The 18,629-nt window shown below is 40.0% G+C and carries 17 protein-coding genes; all 17 read left to right on the top strand.

The features are described from left to right. Positions 1 to 5 precede the first annotated feature (5 nt). The 17 genes from FG24_RS12140 (at position 6) to FG24_RS12060 (ending at position 18,620) form a co-directional block, all read left to right on the top strand. A complete protein-coding gene (locus FG24_RS12140; protein ID WP_036303692.1) occupies positions 6 to 701 on the top strand; it encodes a hypothetical protein in 696 nt (231 codons plus the stop codon). Positions 702 to 948: 247 nt separating this feature from the next. Further along, positions 949 to 2,064 carry an HAF repeat-containing PEP-CTERM protein gene (locus FG24_RS12135; protein WP_081880986.1) on the top strand — a complete coding sequence of 372 codons (1,116 nt, stop codon included), beginning with the start codon at positions 949 to 951 and terminating at the stop codon, positions 2,062 to 2,064. 110 nt (positions 2,065 to 2,174) lie between these two features. After that, positions 2,175 to 2,849, top strand: a complete 675-nt coding sequence (locus tag FG24_RS12130; protein ID WP_036303691.1) for a CAAX prenyl protease-related protein — start codon at positions 2,175 to 2,177, stop codon at positions 2,847 to 2,849. Beyond that, the gene (gene epsL, locus FG24_RS12125; RefSeq protein ID WP_051901546.1) at positions 2,849 to 4,045 is read left to right on the top strand and encodes an XrtB/PEP-CTERM-associated polysaccharide biosynthesis outer membrane protein EpsL; all 1,197 of its coding nucleotides are present in this window, start codon (positions 2,849 to 2,851) and stop codon (positions 4,043 to 4,045) included. The genes FG24_RS12130 and epsL overlap by 1 nt, the downstream gene beginning before the upstream one ends. Positions 4,046 to 4,176: 131 nt before the next feature. Beyond that, positions 4,177 to 4,770: a PEP-CTERM sorting domain-containing protein gene (locus tag FG24_RS12120; RefSeq protein ID WP_036303689.1), complete on the top strand. Its 594-nt coding sequence runs from the start codon at positions 4,177 to 4,179 to the stop codon at positions 4,768 to 4,770. Positions 4,771 to 4,925: 155 nt separating this feature from the next. Then, entirely contained in the window at positions 4,926 to 5,945 is a 1,020-nt protein-coding gene (locus tag FG24_RS12115; protein WP_036303688.1) for an EpsD family peptidyl-prolyl cis-trans isomerase, read from the top strand. A 49-nt stretch (positions 5,946 to 5,994) separates the two neighbouring features. Then, positions 5,995 to 7,065 carry an SLBB domain-containing protein gene (locus FG24_RS12110; RefSeq protein WP_235189775.1) on the top strand — a complete coding sequence of 357 codons (1,071 nt, stop codon included), beginning with the start codon at positions 5,995 to 5,997 and terminating at the stop codon, positions 7,063 to 7,065. Positions 7,066 to 7,073: 8 nt separating this feature from the next. Further along, on the top strand, positions 7,074 to 8,474 hold the full coding sequence (gene epsF, locus FG24_RS12105) for a chain length determinant protein EpsF (RefSeq protein ID WP_036303687.1): 1,401 nt from the start codon (positions 7,074 to 7,076) through the stop codon (positions 8,472 to 8,474). Positions 8,475 to 8,484: 10 nt separating this feature from the next. Next, positions 8,485 to 9,366, top strand: a complete 882-nt coding sequence (gene epsG / locus FG24_RS12100) for a chain length determinant protein tyrosine kinase EpsG (protein ID WP_036303686.1) — start codon at positions 8,485 to 8,487, stop codon at positions 9,364 to 9,366. Between the two features lie 9 nt (positions 9,367 to 9,375). Next, complete coding sequence (xrtB, locus tag FG24_RS12095) at positions 9,376 to 10,284, top strand: exosortase B (RefSeq protein WP_051901545.1); 909 nt, start codon at positions 9,376 to 9,378, stop codon at positions 10,282 to 10,284. After that, entirely contained in the window at positions 10,281 to 10,979 is a 699-nt protein-coding gene (gene epsI / locus FG24_RS12090) for an exosortase-associated protein EpsI, B-type (protein ID WP_036303685.1), read from the top strand. Before xrtB ends, epsI begins: the two co-directional genes overlap by 4 nt. 86 nt (positions 10,980 to 11,065) lie before the next feature. Further along, positions 11,066 to 12,586, top strand: a complete 1,521-nt coding sequence (locus tag FG24_RS12085; protein ID WP_036303683.1) for a hypothetical protein — start codon at positions 11,066 to 11,068, stop codon at positions 12,584 to 12,586. Then, positions 12,576 to 14,114, top strand: a complete 1,539-nt coding sequence (locus FG24_RS12080) for a lipopolysaccharide biosynthesis protein (protein WP_036303681.1) — start codon at positions 12,576 to 12,578, stop codon at positions 14,112 to 14,114. Before FG24_RS12085 ends, FG24_RS12080 begins: the two co-directional genes overlap by 11 nt. Positions 14,115 to 14,125: 11 nt before the next feature. Next, positions 14,126 to 15,196 carry a nitroreductase family protein gene (locus tag FG24_RS12460; RefSeq protein WP_051901544.1) on the top strand — a complete coding sequence of 357 codons (1,071 nt, stop codon included), beginning with the start codon at positions 14,126 to 14,128 and terminating at the stop codon, positions 15,194 to 15,196. 47 nt (positions 15,197 to 15,243) lie between these two features. Then, on the top strand, positions 15,244 to 16,482 hold the full coding sequence (locus FG24_RS12070) for a polysaccharide pyruvyl transferase family protein (RefSeq protein WP_036303679.1): 1,239 nt from the start codon (positions 15,244 to 15,246) through the stop codon (positions 16,480 to 16,482). Next, entirely contained in the window at positions 16,479 to 17,474 is a 996-nt protein-coding gene (locus FG24_RS12065; protein ID WP_036303677.1) for a glycosyltransferase, read from the top strand. Before FG24_RS12070 ends, FG24_RS12065 begins: the two co-directional genes overlap by 4 nt. Before the next feature lie 30 nt (positions 17,475 to 17,504). Beyond that, a complete protein-coding gene (locus FG24_RS12060) occupies positions 17,505 to 18,620 on the top strand; it encodes a hypothetical protein (RefSeq protein ID WP_036303675.1) in 1,116 nt (371 codons plus the stop codon). Positions 18,621 to 18,629: the final 9 nt, after the last annotated feature.

Below are 18,629 nucleotides of genomic sequence, written 5' to 3'. Positions count from 1 at the left end.
TAATAATGAAGCTGATGATAAATCCTAAAGTAGTTTGGTTGCTTGTTGCATCATTGGCAATTGGTTTTGTTTATCCAGATAATGCCAATGCAGCAGAAAAAAAAGATAAAGCTGCCAGACGTGCTCAGCAGATGGTACAAAAAGCTAAGCAAGAGATGGAGGCTGAAAAAGCGAACATGCAAGCACAGTTTGAGCTACAAAAAAAAGAGCTGGAAGATCAGGTTAAAACTAATGATGAACAGTTGCAAAAACGTAGCGCATCTCTGGGAGCAACACAGCGCAAACTAGGCAGTGTGGAAACTGAGTTAGCTAAAACCAGTGCAGATAAAGTTGCTCTTGAAAGCAAGTTGTTAGAGATGCAAACTTTACTAGAGGCTACACAACAAAACTTAGCCGATCTTACATTGCAACATAAGCAAGCACAAACTGATCTTCAGGTAAATGATAGTCAGCGAAAAAAATTATCGACTAATCTTGCCAGCAGTAATCTTTCACTACGCACGTGCGAGCAAAAAAATAGCAATTTACATCAATTTAGTACAGACCTGATTGATATCTATGATAAGCCCGGTATTTACACTGCCGTGATGAGAGATGAGCCATTTTTTCAGCTAAAAAGAGTAGAGTTGGAAAACATTTTGCAGCACCAACAAGATAATGTTGATGAAGAAAAAGTGGTCATTCATAAATCTTCTTATTAAGAAAATCAATCAACTTTTAGTCATTGCTTGATATTTGTTTGCGCTAACTAAACCGTATGTTTTTGTGAGCTTATTAGCTTCAATAGTTTTATAGATAAACAGTTGCATAGATTAGATGTATGTTTAAGTTAAATGACTAAACCTCTTGGTTCATTCGGCTTATAGTATCTTCATTAATTGGTAACCATAGCGCTTGCGGTTGAAGTTAAGATTGAATTTGTAATTATTCAATTTTAAGAACTAAATCATGAGTGTTAATTATTTTATCTATACGTCTACTTTGTTGGGATTAATGATATCTCAGCCTGTCGTAGCTACTCCCACATACGAAATCACAGACCTCGGTACGTTAGGGGGTAACCACAGTTATGCATTTGGACTTAACGACTTAGGTCAAGTAGTCGGGTACTCATATATGCTGGGTGATTACGTTAGGCATGCTTTTATTTATGAAAATGGCAAGATGACTGATCTCGGAACACTAGGTGGAACAGATAGCTTTGCTTACGATATCAACAACAATGGTCAGGTTGTAGGAAGCTCGTACACATCAAGTGATGATATATATGGCCACGCATTTCAATATAGCAACGAAAGTATGAGAGATCTAGGTACATGGGGTTATAGCGATACTAACCTCAGTGCCATCAATGAAGCTGGGCAGTCTGTAGGTAGCGCTTACACGCAATGGTTTTCATCATCATCGGCATACCTTAACGATAATGGTAATTTCCAAGGTTTGGATTCTTTGGGCGGCCGTGTAAACGGTGCGAATGATATTAATAATTCCGGTCAGATTGTTGGATATTCATATACAGCAGATGATAAAGAACAGCACGCAACTCTTTACAACGGGACAGATATCGTTGATCTTGGTACTTTAGGAGGCACTTATAGCTGGGCGTCAGGTATTAATGACTCAGGGCAGATTGTAGGCGCCGCTTATTTAGCAAACAATGATGGTTATCATGGTTTTATCTATCAAGACGGCGATATGGTTGATATTGGCACTTTGGGCGGAAGGTTCAGTGGGGCAAATGAAGTCAACAATCATGGCGTTGTTGTTGGTTATGCTAATACTTTAAACGATGATAACCACGCTTTCATTTACGAAAATGGCATCATGACAGACCTTAACGCACTTAATGGTATTGCTGGTACTGGGTGGACATTGACTGACGCACAGGACATAAACAACCGAGGCCAGATTGTAGGCTATGGATATAACTCGCAATGGCAGACGCGCGCTTTTTTATTAACTCCTGTTCCAGAGCCAGAGGTCTACGGTATGTTGTCCGCCGGGATAGGTTTGATCGGTTTGGTTTTACGTCGCCGAAAAATTAATCAGTTTAAATTATGTTAATTTTTATTATGCTCAGTACCTTAGCGTGATTTTGAATCTAAAACTATAAAATAGAAATAATCCCGTCATATTTGTTGCGTAGCATATGTATTGACTTAAAAAGTGAATACATGACAAATCAAAATCACATCATCCCAAGAGTTTTACCCTTTGCCATTTACATTTTGTTTTTAGCAGTAGGAGACTATTTAACACCACTGTTTAATAGTTTAGGCATGGATGCTAAATGGCTCTATGCTGTAAAAATTCTTACAGTATTTGCTTTAATGATTAGCTATAGACGTTGTTATGTAGAGCTAAGCATTTTTCCAAAAATGACACACTTAATCTACGCTGCAAATGCTGGTTTAGTCGTGTTTTTAATTTGGGTGTTGCCTTATCCTACATGGGCTACATTAGGTGGTGATGTACAAGGGTTTAACCCTAGTGAAGGCCAAGAACAGCTTGATGTCATTTTATGGATTTCTATACGGCTATTTGGGGCTGCTATGATTGTTCCCGTCATGGAAGAGTTATTTTGGCGATCTTTTCTGATGCGCTGGCTTGATAATCATGCATTTCTCAATGTTTCTCCTGCAAGTGTTTCTTTTTTTGCGATTGTCACAAGTTCTATTCTATTTGGTTTAGAGCATCATCTTTGGCTTGCTGGGCTATTTGCAGGTCTTGTTTATGCGATTTTATACAAAATTTCTAGAAATTTATGGGTACCCATTTTTGCGCATGCTGTGACTAATGGGTTCTTAGGCATGTGGATTGTGGCAACTGGAAATTGGCAGTATTGGTAATGATTAAGCAAGATTACAGATCAATACTAGCTGGCTCTCTAATGTGTATTGCTGTATCGGCATTTGCTGAAGGTATGATCGATATCAAACCCTACGTAAGCACAAATGTTAGTTATGATGACAATGTGTTTAGGTTTCCTTCGGCAGAGCAGGCAAATGCTGCGTTCGGCTCGTCGGACATGTCAGATGTCGTAAAGCGAGTCGATTTGGGTGTAAACGTTAATGTTAAGTTAAGTAGGCAAAATATAACGTTAGTATCCAATATCAATGAGAGTCGATATAACCGATTTTCCATCCTAGATAATGTTGGTAAATCAAACAAACTAGGCTGGAATTGGCGCCTTGGAAACAAGCTTTATGGAGAGATTAGTGCTAGTCAGAATGATGCTATTTCAGGCTTTAATGAAATCAAGCAGCCAGTTAAGAATTTAAGAGAAACAAGTCGTAAAAGTATGGTGACCCACTGGAATTTTTATCCAAGCTGGACGCTGGACTTTACAAAAGAGGATATTAAAACTGAGAATGAGTTAATCAGCTTCAGTGGTGCTGATAGGAACGATGATGTTTCTGAAGTAGGTGTACATTATCAAAATCCACTTGGTACAGAACTAGGCTTGGCTTATCGTGTACAAGATTCAGATTTTCCGAACAGAACATCCTCTTTTTTTGGTGATGAAAGTACAAAGAAAGATATTATCGTCACCGCAACTTGGCTGCCTAGTGTAAAAACTAAAATATCAGCAAGACTATCGCAGGTTGATATCAAATATAAAAATACCCCACAACGGGATTTTAGTGGCTTAAGTCAGCGTTGGAATCTAGATCACATGCTTACAGCTAAAACATCCGTCAATCTTACAGCCTATCAAGATGTATCACCGGTTGATAATGTGTTATCAACTTATCTAGAAACCAAAGGTTTTGGAGTTAATCAGGTTTGGAATGCAACGAGTAAAATTGCAGTTCGTGCTGGGCTTGGTTATGAAGAAAGAGATTACCTCGGTAACACAGGACTTTTGTTAGTGGACGGCAATCGTTACGACGAATCAAAATTAGCCAATTTATCCTTAATCTATACTCCAACCACCAAATCTGTATTACAAATACAATATCAAGGTGAGCATCGCACATCAACAATTACAAATTTTGGCTACAAATACAATAACGTCAATTTGTTAATGCGTTACGATTTTTAAGCAAAAATTTGCATATCATTTTAATTGGTCAGCCTAGTCCGAATGGAGTGGGTGGAATCAACCTTTTGTCATTCAAGCCATGAATAATTAGTGCATGTAAAACATACTTACTTATTGATAAAGGAAATGACATGAGAAAAGCTGCATTTTTATTGGCAATGCTGTCTTTGCCATCGTTAGCAAATGCTAACTTAGTGACTAATGGTTCTTTTGAGGCTGATGTACAAGCTAATGGTTCTTGGGGTATCTATAACAATCTAACAGGTTGGGTTGGTGTTAATAATGTCGAGTTGCGTAACAATGTTTCTGGCGTAGCGTCCGATGGGGTTAACTATGTTGAATTAGATACTAATGCCAATAACTCAATTTTTCAAATGGTTAGCACAACAGCTGGTTCTATTTATGATTTGTCTTTTGACTATTCGCCACGTGAAGGTGTTACTAGTCAATCTAACCCAATTAAAGCGTTTTGGAACGGTTCATTATTATCACAAATCACTGGTAGTGGTATTGGTAAAAATGGCAATAACTGGTACACCATTAGCTTTTCAGTGATGGGCACAGGTAGCGACAAACTTTCTTTTGCCGCCACTGGTTTAAGTGATGGTTTTGGTGGCAGTTTAGATAACGTTAGCTTGGTTCCAGAGCCGGGTATTTGGAGTTCATTATCAGCAGGTTTGATGCTGATTGGGTTCATGGCGTTCCGTCGTAAAACTAAATCTTAATAAGATTTCACAAATAAAAGGGCTGCTAAATATTGATTTAGTAGCCCTTTTGTTATGCCTGCATTATTCATCATAAATATTACGCATATCTGACATATTAAAGTCATATTAAATTCTTATAGTGATATCACTTTAGATATAAATGAGAGATTAATATGCGGTTCATAAAACAATACTTGTTGCTGACATTGGTAGTTACGACAGTTTTAACTTCAGCTTGCGGAAAAAAAGATCAATCTGAAGAAGGTAAATTAGAAACTCAAGTTGTGGCTAAAGTAAATGGTGATGAAATTTCAATTCACCAAGTTAATTTTCAGCTTGCTCGAATGGGGCAGGTAAGTGAAGCGCAAAGCAAACAGGCTTCTGAACAAATATTAACTAGATTGGTTGATCAACAGTTGCTAAAACAACAAGCGTTAGAAGCAAAGCTTGATCGCTCTCCAGCGATTCTACAGGCGCTTGAGTCATCTAAAGATGAAATATTGGCACAGGCATATTTGGATCAATTAATGACTAAAGCGGTTAAACCAACAAAAGATGAAATCGACACTTTTTATCAAGAACACACAGAGTTATTTGCTAACCGCAGAATTTATCGTCTGCAAGAGCTTGTGATTGATGTCAGTAAAGATAAGTTTTCTGATGTTCAAGATGGAATTAAAGATATAAAAAATATCAGTGAAATTGCCGCTTGGCTCAAAGTGAAAAACTATCCATTTACAGCAAACAGCAATGTAAGAGCCGCTGAGCAATTGCCATTAGATATGCTTAAAAAGCTACAGTCGCTCAAAGATGGTGATTTCATGCTTGTACCTACTGAACGTTCGCTTAACGTTTTACATTTGGCAGCATCACAATTGACACCAATCTCACGTGAGAATGCAACGCCATTTATTGAGCAATATTTCTTAAATCAAAATAAATCAAAACTTGCTAAAAAAGAAATGGACTTACTTAAATCAAAAGCAAAAGTTGAGTTTGTAGGTGCATTTTCAGAGATGAAGAAATTTGACGCAACTGTGCCAGCTTCAAATGCGCCAGTGTCAAAAAGTGTTAATGCTGACAAAGAGTTAACTAAACCTGACGCAGGTTTCAAAGCAGCATCAAAAGTTGATGCTGCCGTTAATCAAAGTACTCATCAAAAGAACATAGAAAAAGGCATATCAGGTCTGTAGCTTTATCACAACCTACCAGTTGCTAAATCTTAAGAGAGTTAAAGTCTATATGTACAGTGATAAATTGTTGATATTAAGAAAGTTTGTTAAGTACTTTTTAACGCTCATGATGGTAATGTTTACTGGTTCATGGCTACTAGTAGCCTCTGCCGAGGAGGCGAACTATCTACTTGGCCCTGGTGATGTGCTTAAGATTGCAGTTTATAACAATCCAGATTTAACACTTGAAACACGTATATCAGAAGCGGGGAAAGTAAGTTTCCCGCTTATTGGTGAGGTTGAGCTTGCAGGCATCACCTCTTCGGGCGCAGAGAAGAAGATTGCAGATTTGCTTGAGAGTGGCGGCTTTGTTAAGCAGCCACAAATTAACATTTTAGTCGTTCAGTTTCAAAGCAAAATGGTTTCTGTGCTTGGTAGTGTTTATAAACCAGGTAGATATCCATTAGATCGCGCTACAAACCTTGTTGACTTACTAGCGCTTGTCGGCGGTGCCACACAAGATGGGTCTGATATTGTCACTATTGTTGGTAAGTCTGGTAAAGCTGAGTATGACCTGCACAATATCGTCTTCAAAGGAGATGGTGTACAGAATGTGCAGTTAAAAGGCGGTGAAATTGTTTATGTACATGCCAGAGATGTTTCAGTCATGGGGCAAGTCAACCGACCAGGTAAGTATGCTGTTGTAGGTGGCGTTAGAACTGTTGCTGATTTCTTAAGTGTGGCGGGTGGCGCTAATCCATCTGGCTCGGATACTGCAACTGTGACAACTGTGAGAGATGGAAAAATAAACCGTTTCGAAGTAGATATTGATAGCCTTTTCCGTACTGGTGACAATGATTTAAATGTTCCACTGATGAGTGGCGACAGTATTTATGTTCCACGCGCACCTATGGTTTACATCTATGGTGAAGTACAGCGCCCCGGTTCGTTCCGCTTGGAGCGTAATATGACGGTAATTCAGGCGCTTGCGCAAGGTGGCGGCCCAACTGCACGTGGCTCCCAACGTAACATTAAACTGCACAGACGTAACGTTGATGGTGTGATAGAGAAATTATCTCCAGCAATGACTGACGCTCTTAAACAGGACGATGTACTTTACGTTCAAGAAAGCCTGTTCTAGGAACCCATATGAATTTCACTCAGTTTCTACTTATTCTAAAAGCAAGATTCAGGATTATCCTGATTACATTTGGTATCACCGTATTAACAACGCTTGTGATTAGCTTGTTGTTGCCTAAGTCTTACACAGCAACCACATCATTAGTGCTTAATTACAAAGGGATGGACCCTGTCACTGGTTTGGCATTACCTGCACAGTTAATGCCGGGTTATATGGCTACGCAAATGGACATTATTACCAGTCGTAATGTGGCAATGAAAGTGGTAGACAAACTAAAGTTTACTGAAAGCGATGCTGCAAAAGAACAGTTTAATCAAGCCACTGAAGGTGCTGGCGATATCCGTGCTTGGTTTGCTGACTTATTGCTGCAAAAACTTGATGTAAAACCAGCGCGTGAAAGCAGTGTGATTGAAATATCGTTTAGTGGCTCAGATCCTGAGTTTTCTGCTGCAGTCGCTAATGCATTTGCTGATGCCTACCAGCAAACTAATATTCAACTTAAAGTTGAGCCAGCACAAAAGGCTGCAGAGTTTTTGGGCGAGCAAACTAAAGCATTACGAGAAAATCTTGAAGCAGCCCAAGCTAGACTTTCAAAATATCAACAGGAAAAAGGGCTGACCAGTGTCATGGGTAACTTGGACGTTGAGAGTGCGCGCCTTAATGACCTTTCATCACAGTTGGTAATGGCCCAGTCGCAAACCTATGAAGCCACCTCTCGTCAGCAACGAACTCGCGGTAATGGCGATGAGTCTCCAGACGTTGCAGCTAACCCTGTTGTGCAGAATCTAAAAATTGATATTGTGCGCGCAGAGTCTAAACTCTCTGAACTATCACAACGTGTAGGTTTAAGTCATCCTCAATATCAGTCTGCTCAAGCAGAACTGAGTAACCTTAAAAGCCAGTTGTTGGAAGAGACTATTAAGGCCACTCGCACTATTGGTGGTACCGCAAATATTCATAAACAACGCGAAGCTGAAATTAGAGCCGCATTAGCTGCACAAAAAGCCAAGGTTTTGGAGTTGAATCTTTCACGAGACCAGCAGTCCGTCCAGCAGCGTGATGTTGAGAACGCACAGCGTGCATTAGATGCCGCCAGCCAACGACTTACTCAAACCACGCTTGAGGGCAATGTGAATCAAACTGATGTTGCAGTGCTTAACCCAGCCATCGCACCACAAAAGCACTCAAGCCCCAAAATTATGTTGAACATTATGCTGTCAATATTTTTAGGTGCGATGTTAGGTATTGGCTTTGGATTAATCGCTGAGATGATGGATAGAAGAGTTCGTAGTCGAGAAGATATTAGTGAGCTGCTAGAAATACCTGTTTTTGCTTTGATTCAAGATAACCCAAGCAAAACTAGTAAGAATTTTATGGGTTTATTTAATAATCCGTTCAAGACAGCTTAAGGAAATATCTATGCAAAATACCATGCACAATATAGTAGATGTACCTTTAGCTTCTCACCCAGCACGCGAAAGTTCTATCGGCAGATTGTTATTGCATCTTGGGAAAATAACCCCTGCAGATGCTGAGAATATTTTATTCGCTCAACAAAAGCAGGGTTTACGTTTCGGGGATGCAGCGTTGAAGTTAGGTTTAATTACCGAGGCTGATATTCGGCAAGTATTAGCACTACAGTTTGATTATCCATACTTGCAGCCAGGGCAGGGCAATTACAGTGCTAAGCTTGTTGCTGCCTATCAGCCTTTTACCCAACAAGTTGAGGCTTTAAGAGCGCTACGCAGCCAGTTGATGATGCGATGGTTTAGTGAAGGCTATAAGTCGCTTGCTATCGTGAGTGCTAACGATGATGAGGGCAGCAGTTATCTTGCTGCTAACTTAGCAATCGTTTTCTCGCAATTAGGCGAGAAAACGTTATTGGTAGATGCTAATTTACGTAACCCTAGCCAGCATAATATTTTTAATATTAAAGAGAATCGAGGGTTGTCAGACATTCTAGCAGGACGTGCTGGCTTAGATATTGTCACTAAAGTCGACTCTTTCGTTGACCTTTCAGTGTTAGGTGCTGGTACGTTACCACCGAACCCACAAGAGCTATTAAGTCGTGCAACGTTCACTGACTTTATGAATCAAGCAATTGCTGAGTACGATGTTGTACTTTTAGATACCACTCCTGCCGCTATTACTGCCGATGCCCAGTCAACAGTCGCACGTTGTGGAGGCGCACTCCTTATTTCAAAACTTAATCATACGCGTCTTTCAGATTTAACTGCGGTGAGAGACCAAATAACGATGACTGGTGCACGTGTTGTTGGCGCAGTTATCAATGATTTCTAGGTATTTAACATGACCAGTAGCATTTTAAATCAGCGTAATGCAGTTTCAGCCAATCTAACAGAATGGTGGCCAGTTTTACTTGGTTTAATAGCGCTCTATATTCCAACTTATTATGCATTGAGTACATCACTGTGGGGTAGTGATGATCAAGCGCACGGACCAATTGTACTGATGGTTGTGCTGTTCTTAATTTGGCAAAGTCGTGAAACTTTAAAACCTAATCCAAGTGTTGAAACATGGCCAGTATTGGGTAGCTTTAGTCTTGCTTTTGGCCTTCTGTGTTATACCTTAGGGCGTTCACAAGATATATTTTTGCTAGATATTGGGTCGCAGATTCCAGTGTTGGCTGGCATCTTGTTACTAACAAGAGGAATGCCTGCACTTAAAGCAATGTGGTTTCCGTTGTTTTTTATCTTATTCATGATTCCGCTTCCAGGCGTATTTCTTGATGCGGTCACTTTACCCATGAAGATGGCAGTTTCATATGTGGCTGAAAATGTTTTGTTTTGGGTTGGCTATCCTATTGCAAGAGCCGGCGTTATTTTGCAGATTGGCCCGTATCAACTGTTGGTAGCAGATGCTTGCGCTGGTATGCACACGTTGATTTCACTGGAAGCGTTGGGGCTGTTATATCTAAACTTGGTTAAACATAACTCTTTGTTTCGCAACATCACACTCGCTATTTTAATTGTGCCGATTTCGTTCACAGCTAACGTTATACGCGTCATGGTGCTCACATTGGTCACTTATCATTTTGGCGATGAAGCCGGCCAAGGGTTTATACACGGGTTTGCTGGAATGGTCTTGTTTATGGTTGCGCTGATTTTAATCATGGGTGTTGACTCTATGTTGCAGTTGGGAGTTAAACGTTGGGATAAGCGTAATATGCGTTTGAGTGGCGGAGATTTACAGAAATGAATCGCGTATATAAAAATATAGTGATTGCAGTGTTGATGCTAAGTACATCTGGTGCAGCTTTAGCATTACGCCCTACGAAGAGAATTGCTGAAGAAGGAGCTGCGGTCAATCTTGATGTGATGATTCCAAAGCAGTTTGGAGATTGGCAAGAAGAGCCACAACGGTTTGGCCAAATTGTAAACCCACAGCAGACAGAGATGCTGAAGAAAATTTATACGCAGACGCTTGCTCGCACTTATGTCAATACTAAAGGTGATCGAATAATGCTTTCAATTGCTTATGGAGCAGATCAAAGCGACGCTAAACAGTTACATTATCCTGAGGTTTGCTACCCCGCACAGGGATTTCAGATTGTTTCTTCAAAAAATGATGAGTTAAACACTAATTTTGGCAGTATCCGCGTTAAACGCATCATGACAACGCTAGGTAATAGGAATGAGCCGTTAACTTATTGGAGTACTGTTGGCGACAAAGTGGTGATGGGCGGTAAGGAGACCAAGCTAGAGCAGTTGCGATATGGTTTTAGGGGTGAAATTCCTGATGGACTATTGTTCAGAGTTTCATCTATTAATGAAAATGCAGATCAGGGGTATTTGCTCCAGGATGTGTTTTTGAAAGACATTCTTACCGGGATGCAACCTTATAACCGCCTAAAAATAGCTGGTGTTACCTCTAACGTAACAAGCTATCCCTAGCATCGTGAAGTTGATGGTAATCATGCTTAACAAGATGATCACTCACGGTTTCGTTCATATTTTTCCAAGCTTTTATCAAGAGTCTCATGATTAAGGCTTTTAAAACTAACCAGATGAATCTAAAAACAGTATTGTTTATGCTGCTTTTAGTCATTCCAATTTCGCTTATCACTGGGTTTATCACTGCGCTAGGTGTTAAACAGTTAGATATGCTATGGATTGCTGCGTTGGGCGGCGTTGCATTACTAGCACTTAGTAACGCAACTTTAATATGGGGTGTCGCTGTGATGGCGCTGTTAGTGGTTGGTCAAGCAATGTATTTTGCTGGGTTCAATCAGGCGGTATGGATTCCTTACGGACTTGGGATGCTGTTTTTTCTTAGAATGCCCATGGTTTATGCCAATAGCCCATTTTCAAGACTAAGTATTTCTCCACCATTGGTATTTCCTGTATTGATTTTTATTGGGGCAGTCATTTTGTCGATGTTAATCAATACCTCTCAGCCATTTCAGGCTTTCCGCGCAGCTAAGAGCTACATATTTTTATGGAGTGTATTTCTCTTAATTGCCTATTTCGGTGTAAAGCTTGATACGTTAAATAAATTATGGCGTTTTTGTATCTTGGTTGTATTTATTCAGTTACCACTGGTACTTTATCAATATTTATTTGTAGCATCTAAAAGAAGCAATCTTGGTGGCTTGCATGGGGTAAGTTGGGATGCAATTGTTGGTGGTTTTGGTGGTGACCCGATGGGTGGTGGGGCATCTGGCACCATGGCATGGTTTCTTGTTTTTACATCGGTACTTTGTGTTGCACTTTATCGACGCAACCTGATAAGCAAATGGTTGTTGGCAGGAGCGCTTGTTATTAGTGCAATTTGTATCGGCTTGGCGGAAGTGAAAGTGGTTGTTTTGCTATTGCCACTTGGTATGGCTGCAATTTTTGCCCCTTATCTGAAAAAAAATCCATTTAAGGTGATGCTGGCACTACTAGTCAGCGTATTAGTAGCATTTGGCGTGCTTGTTCTCTATGGTTTTTTACGAAGTAAAACTGGTAGCTTTGATTTAGATATTATCGAAATTTTAAATGATGCTTTCTGGTACAGCCTTGATCCTAACAATATTAATTTTGTTACGGGAGAAATGGGCCGAGTAGCAAGCTTCGTTCATTGGTGGCAGGAAAATGGTTTTAACAACCCATTGCATACTTTATTTGGTCACGGGCCAGGTTCCAGTAGCTCATCTGGTGTTTTTGGGGTAGGAGAGGTTGCCCGTAAATATTCGTTTGATATTAACCGATCAACTTTAAGTATTTTTCTGTGGGATATTGGTCTGATTGGTGTATTGAGCTATCTGTTTATTATCTTTAAGGGATTATCGTTAGCCCTTAAAGCCTCAAAGCTAATAAATCTTGAACCATTTCAGGCCGCTGTATCGGAAGCCATTTTTGGTGGGTTATTGATGGTGTTAGTGATGTTGCCTTATGGCAAGGATGTCACAGAAGTTCCAGCACTTGGTGTTCTGCTGATGTTCTTTCTTGGCTATGTTTCGCAGAGCGTTAGCCAGCACAAGATTACAGCTAAAACAAAAAGCGATTATGCATACTAATCACCCATACAGTGCATATCAAGTTAGGCAAAGTCTAATCCATTTTATTTTTGGCAAGGGTGCAACTGCAATGATTGGAGTTTCGCTTTTACTACTTGTAGTACGCGCTTTGCCGGTAAATGAATATGGCGTTTATATAGCGCTACTAGCTGTATTGGAGATAACTCAGCTTGCAAGCAACTTAGGTGTTTTTGCTGCAGCATATCGTTATGTGCCAGAGCTTAGGTCGAAAAACCAAGGTTCAGCATTACACGGATTGCTACTTAGATTATCTGCTTTTCGTTTACTTACATTAATAGTAGCCGTTACTGCGATGGTTTTGTTATCTAAATCGATGGTTGAGCTGTTGAATGTAAAAGCTTATGAGCCAGTGTTTGTTTTATATGGGCTTGTCATCATTTCAGAAGGCTTTGCAAGATATATAGACATTTTGTTTGATTCCTTATTGCTGCAAAAGTATTCACAAATTGCCATTCTTGCTCGCAATGGTTTGCGTTTAATTGGCTTGGCTTTATTGATGGCTAATGTAGTTGGCGATGTGTCACTCATCAACTGGGTGAAAGTTGAATTGTTAGCAAGTTTCATCGGTGCCATTTCTTCAGTATTAATGTTATTCAAATACAGCTTGAGTTTAAAAAGAAAGTCACCTGGTCTTAAAGATAAAAATACAGGGTTAGGCAGATATCTTGGTTTTGCTGGGCCAAGTTATTTGGCGCAACTAGTTGGATTAGTTTATGGCCCTGAAACCACTAAGTTAATACTAACTAAAGTTGCAGGTGTTCTACACGTTGGAGCTTTTGGTTTTGCCGCATCTTTCACTGCAATGCTACAAAGATATTTACCAGTATTTTTATTGCTAGGCTTAGTAAGACCGTTATTTGTATCTACACACGATTTGGTTGATCGTAATAAGCGATTGAATCAACTAAGCAATATAGTCCTTAAGTTAAATTTATTTGTTTTATTCCCATTGATAGCGTTCATGGTGGCCTCTGGAGGTTCGTTAGCTAGTTTTCTTTCAGGGGGTAAGTTTCCAGAGGCTGGCAGCTATTTTGTTATTTTAATGGTGTTGCTTGTATTTCAAACTTGGCATGCAGTCTTAAGTTTAGTGACATTGGCGTTAGAAGATGGGACTTCTGGGTTGTATGGTACTTTACTTGGGCTGTTAGGGCTGTTGTTTGGGGTGGCATTCCTACCAAAATTTGGTGCTTACAGTCTTTGTGTTGGATTGGTAGTCAGTGAAGTGATGTGGTGTGGCTATGTGCTTACTTCACTTTATAAGAAAGGCTTGGAACTAAAAAGCGATTGGCTTGGTATTGGAAAAATATTTATTTTTAGCCTGATTGGATTACTCATGGCCAAGTTAATTAAGCAATTATTTGAAATGCCGCAATTTGTTGCTATTTGCATGGACATGATAATCGTTGGCACAGTTTTTACATTTTTGGCCTATTTGATTAAACCCTTTACCAGTGATGAGCGTAATCTCATCAATAAAATACTGCCACATCCAGTGTTCGTGTGGTGAATGGTCATTTTATGAAACTTTACACAGCGGTTAATCAGAACATGACGATGCGACAAATCTTAAAGAAAAAACTTAGCACTTTTCCAATCGTTTGGAATACATATCAAGCCGTTAAAGTGCAGTTTAAGCGGTTATGGCTATTAACGTACTTTTTACGTGACATTATCAATGCCTATCGGAATATGTATTGGCCATTACATCTTAAATCTAATTTGCAGCTAACATCAGAGCTTCTTTTTCAATTTCATAAAATTGAAAAAGGCCTAGTAATGCCGGGACCTAGGCGTTTTTTTGGGCAAGAACCAGCTCGTGCAGTCATCAATCTATTAAATACATGGGACTTAAAAGGTTTGCCGTTAGGTGATCCTGTTTATTTGGGTGCACTTGAAACCCTACATGCTTATAAAGAGCGTTTGCAGTCAGAGTCTTTAGACAAAAACGATAAAGTCCTGTCGTATGTTCAATCATTTTTAATCAACCATCCGACCAGAACTAGATTACTTGCTACGCCTCATCAACTAGTCAGTATGAACAGTGATATAGCAAACAATCCACATCATTTTGACGAGTTAGTTTCTATACGCAGAAGTGTGCGGTCATTTACTTCGATGGAAGTCCCACGAGAAATAATAAAGCACACCGTTGGTTTAGCTCAGCTTAGTCCATCTGCATGTAATAGGCAGCCATGTCGAGTTTATTTAATCACAGACGATATTAAAAAAAATGCATTACTAGCCTTGCAAAATGGCAATAATGGTTTTGGACACTCAATACCTGCGTTAGCCGTGATTACCTCTGATAGCGCTGCATTTTTTGATGCCAGTGAGCGACATGAGCCATATGTAGATGGTGGATTGTTTTCAATGACATTGATGTATGCCCTATCAGCGCAAGGCTTAGCAACATGCTGTCTTAATTGGTGTGTTTCACCTGATAAAGATGTAGCACTCAGAAATATACTACCTTTGGCTGATAGCGAAGTGGTCATCATGCTGATGGCTATTGGTTACCCTGAAACTGATGTATTGGTTCCAAGGTCACCAAGAAAGTCCACTGACAATGTTTTGGTTGAGGTGTTCTAAATGTCAATGATGTTTGAACTTTTTTATAAAATTCATGGTGTTCAAATATGAAATTCTATCTAGCTGGGCAAAGTAATTTTGGTAATCGCGGCTGTGAGGCCTTAGTCAGGTCAATAGTTGGACTAGTCAGGAATAAATACCAAGATGCGCATTTCTTTTGCCCATCAAGAGCGCCAAGCCTTGATGAGGTTCAATGGAAAAGTGCTAGTCAGCAGGGTGTGATTTTCACCTCAGTTCCAGAATTTCCCAAATCGCTTCAATGGTGGGCTAGAGGTTGTCGTGTACTACCAGCACTTGAGCGCTTAACAAGACCAAGACTTGCGAGCTACGATAATTGTACGCAAGATATTAGCTCATCTAACGCCATGATATTTACTGGTGGGGATAATCTGAGTTTGGATTATGGCGTAGCTTCGTTATATCACTGGGCTAACCTTGCCGAAAAAAGTATAGATGTGGGAGTTCCAGCGATTCTATGGGGTGCCTCAGTAGGCCCATTCACTGCTAAACCAGCTGTGGAACGTGAGATGGTTAAGCATTTAAAACGCTATGCGGCAATTACTGTGCGTGAGTCGGCGACTTATGAGTATTTACAAGGGCTAGGCGTGAGCGGCGTTACACAGGTTGCCGATCCAGCTTTTACGATGTTGCCAGAAGCGTTTGATGTAGCTGACCTGACTTTTGGCAATAACTCAAATATTCTAGGTTTGAATGTCAGTCCGTTAGTAAGAGGGTACAGAAAAGATGAGTCATCTAGAGCGCAACTAGATCGTGATGTTGTAGATTTCATTAGAGATGTAGTGACTAAAACTGACATGTCGGTGCTTTTGGTGCCACACGTAGATCCGTTAGATGGTTCTTCAGTTAACTCAGACTCATCATATATGCAAGGATTGCTATCCCAACTGTCGCAGTATAGCGATAGAGTCAAATTAGTGCCTCGTCACTTAAATGCGGCACAACTCAAGTATTTGATCTCACATTGCCGATTCTTTATCGGTGCTCGTACGCACGCTACCATAGGCGCGTTCTCAACTTATGTGCCCACTATCTCGATTGCATATAGTGTAAAAGCTAAAGGAATTAATAAGGACTTGTTTGGAGACACTCGCTTTGTGTTAGATACACCGTTAGTCAGTAGGGAAACTCTTCATCAATCATTGAATTTACTTATTCAGGAAGAAGTTTCAATTAAGGCGCTGTTACAAGAGAAGATGTCTGTGTTTAGGTGGAATGCGTACAAGACGGTTGACACTTTAGCTGAAATGCTAGGGGCACGTAAATGAGTGTAAAAGTGAGCATCATTATCAAGGCTCTTAATGAGCAAGATAATATTGAACGCGTATTAAGGTCTGCACTTGCTGCAGCATCTGAAGTCAACGGAGAGGTCATTCTTGCAGACTCTCTATCTACAGATGACACCATTGAAATTGCTAAAAAATTCCCAGTAAAAATCGTTCAGCTAACTAATCATCATGAGCGTTGTTGTGGAATAGGCGCTCAATTAGGATATCAATACGCTCAAGGTGAGTTTGTATACGTTCTAGATGCTGATATGGAAATAGAAATAGAATTTTTGCGCCAAGCGCTAGAGTTGATGGCAACTAACCATAGCCTTGCAGGAATAGGGGGAATACTGCAGGAAATGCATCTAGATAATTTAGAGTTTCAGGCTAGAGTGCAACGTGCGCCAGTAGACATGCAAGCAGGAGATGTTAACCATATTAGCGGTGGTGGACTATACAGGCATTCTGCCATAGATGAAATAGGTTACCTAACTAACAGGAACCTTCATTCCTACGAAGAGTTTGAGTTAGGCATACGCTTAAGAACCGCTGGTTGGCGATTGGTGCGGTTACCTATCATTTCTGTAAAACACTATGGACACACGATGCCCGCATATCGGCTACTCAGAAAACGCTGGAAATCTAGATACTCACAAGGCTTAGGTGAACTTATCAGAGCTTCTTTTGGAAAAGATCACATGTCGTTGCTGATGAGAGAAATGACTGACATAAAACTTTATTTAGGTGTCATGTTTTGGTGGATGTCACTATTAATGATACTTGTAATGGTGAGACCTTGGTCAATCATGCTGGCGATGTTCATATCGCTTTTAGCTTTGCCTTTCGTTGCTATGGTAATTAAGAAAGGAAATTTCCCACTTGGTATTTATTCTGTAGTGGCATGGCAATATCTATCGGCAGGAATGGTGCTTGGGTTGATGCGGAAGCAGATAAATCCATCAGAATCAATTGCTAGCAATGTTCTTAATTAACTTTAGCGGAATTTATAATTAAGTGCAGATATGCTGAAAAAATCTATAAAAATTTACTTACTAATAGGCTCTCTTTTTTTATGCTTTAAAGCGAGCGCAGATTCGGAAATTCTTGTTGCCAACCCACAAAGCAAAGTGAGTGTGTCTAATGTTGGGGTCAAATGGCATCCAGGACATTACATTTCTCTTTATCCTAACCAAAAAGAACCATACTATTTTTATTCTGCCATGATTGATTTGCGAGGTAACCCTAGTTTTAAAGGGGTGCAAAAGAAGTACTTTTGGAATAAGTTAGAACCAAGCTATGGTGTTTACGATTTTTCAGAAATTAGAGCCGATTTGGAAAATCTGGCAAGAATTAATAAGCGTCTAATAATAACGATTCAGGCTGAATCATTTATCACCTCAGAAAAACTTGTGCCACCTTATTTGCTTGCTAGTGAGTATGAAGGAGGGGTCTATCCCATCAACTCAGGAAAAGGTTTTAATGTTGCCTACTACAATCATCGGGTTCAAGATCGCTTGGTTGAGTTGCTCGAGGCATTAGGTAAGGAATTTGATAGCCATCCTAATCTTGAAGCTGTAAACCTTGAGGAGACCTCCCCAAGCCGAACTGAGCCAGAGTGGCACAGAGCCCATATTAAAAACTATATTAGTGGCATGCTGAGGGTATCTGCCGCTGCCAAACAGTCCTTTCCAAGCACAGTTGTTATTCAATACGTCAACTATCCAGAATCATCACTTCCTCTGATTGTAAGTACCCTGAAATCTGCTGGTATTGGTATGGGTGGACCAGATACATATCAAAATAATACACATTTGGCTAAAGGAGTTTATACCTATTACCCAAAAATATCAGGGGTAATTCCTATTGGTATGGGGGTTGATTACCATAATTACCAATCCTCCGTAGGTGGTGGCGGGCCGTTCGATAAACCTAGTGTTTCTTCTATACATCAATTTGCTGTAAGTAAACTAAAGCCAAATTATATGTTTTGGCTGCGCCGGACTAAAGAACCCTCTAATGGCTCAAACTATTGGCAAGATGTACTAAATTATTTTAATCATTTTGACTGGAAGAGTGACCCAACTGGTGGGTTAAATAACACATGCCCAATTGCTATTGCACCTTGTGACACGAATTGATAATTGAAA

The organism is Methylotenera sp. L2L1, assembly GCF_000744605.1.
GTDB lineage: Bacteria > Pseudomonadota > Gammaproteobacteria > Burkholderiales > Methylophilaceae > Methylotenera.
This window is presented reverse-complemented; position numbering and strand designations above follow the sequence as displayed.

What these genes read in the sequence shown, in the direction of transcription:
- FG24_RS12060 (WP_036303675.1), top strand. Translation starts at nt 17,505, where the DNA reads ATGCTGAAAAAATCTATAAAAATTTACTTACTAATAGGCTCTCTTTTT.
- FG24_RS12120 (WP_036303689.1), top strand. Translation starts at nt 4,177, where the DNA reads ATGAGAAAAGCTGCATTTTTATTGGCAATGCTGTCTTTGCCATCGTTA.
- epsG (WP_036303686.1), top strand. Translation starts at nt 8,485, where the DNA reads ATGCAAAATACCATGCACAATATAGTAGATGTACCTTTAGCTTCTCAC.
- FG24_RS12065 (WP_036303677.1), top strand. Translation starts at nt 16,479, where the DNA reads ATGAGTGTAAAAGTGAGCATCATTATCAAGGCTCTTAATGAGCAAGAT.
- FG24_RS12085 (WP_036303683.1), top strand. Translation starts at nt 11,066, where the DNA reads ATGATTAAGGCTTTTAAAACTAACCAGATGAATCTAAAAACAGTATTG.
- FG24_RS12140 (WP_036303692.1), top strand. Translation starts at nt 6, where the DNA reads ATGAAGCTGATGATAAATCCTAAAGTAGTTTGGTTGCTTGTTGCATCA.
- FG24_RS12115 (WP_036303688.1), top strand. Translation starts at nt 4,926, where the DNA reads ATGCGGTTCATAAAACAATACTTGTTGCTGACATTGGTAGTTACGACA.
- epsL (WP_051901546.1), top strand. Translation starts at nt 2,849, where the DNA reads ATGATTAAGCAAGATTACAGATCAATACTAGCTGGCTCTCTAATGTGT.
- FG24_RS12080 (WP_036303681.1), top strand. Translation starts at nt 12,576, where the DNA reads ATGCATACTAATCACCCATACAGTGCATATCAAGTTAGGCAAAGTCTA.
- FG24_RS12070 (WP_036303679.1), top strand. Translation starts at nt 15,244, where the DNA reads ATGAAATTCTATCTAGCTGGGCAAAGTAATTTTGGTAATCGCGGCTGT.
- FG24_RS12110 (WP_235189775.1), top strand. Translation starts at nt 5,995, where the DNA reads ATGTACAGTGATAAATTGTTGATATTAAGAAAGTTTGTTAAGTACTTT.
- FG24_RS12130 (WP_036303691.1), top strand. Translation starts at nt 2,175, where the DNA reads ATGACAAATCAAAATCACATCATCCCAAGAGTTTTACCCTTTGCCATT.
- xrtB (WP_051901545.1), top strand. Translation starts at nt 9,376, where the DNA reads ATGACCAGTAGCATTTTAAATCAGCGTAATGCAGTTTCAGCCAATCTA.
- FG24_RS12135 (WP_081880986.1), top strand. Translation starts at nt 949, where the DNA reads ATGAGTGTTAATTATTTTATCTATACGTCTACTTTGTTGGGATTAATG.
- FG24_RS12460 (WP_051901544.1), top strand. Translation starts at nt 14,126, where the DNA reads ATGAAACTTTACACAGCGGTTAATCAGAACATGACGATGCGACAAATC.
- epsI (WP_036303685.1), top strand. Translation starts at nt 10,281, where the DNA reads ATGAATCGCGTATATAAAAATATAGTGATTGCAGTGTTGATGCTAAGT.
- epsF (WP_036303687.1), top strand. Translation starts at nt 7,074, where the DNA reads ATGAATTTCACTCAGTTTCTACTTATTCTAAAAGCAAGATTCAGGATT.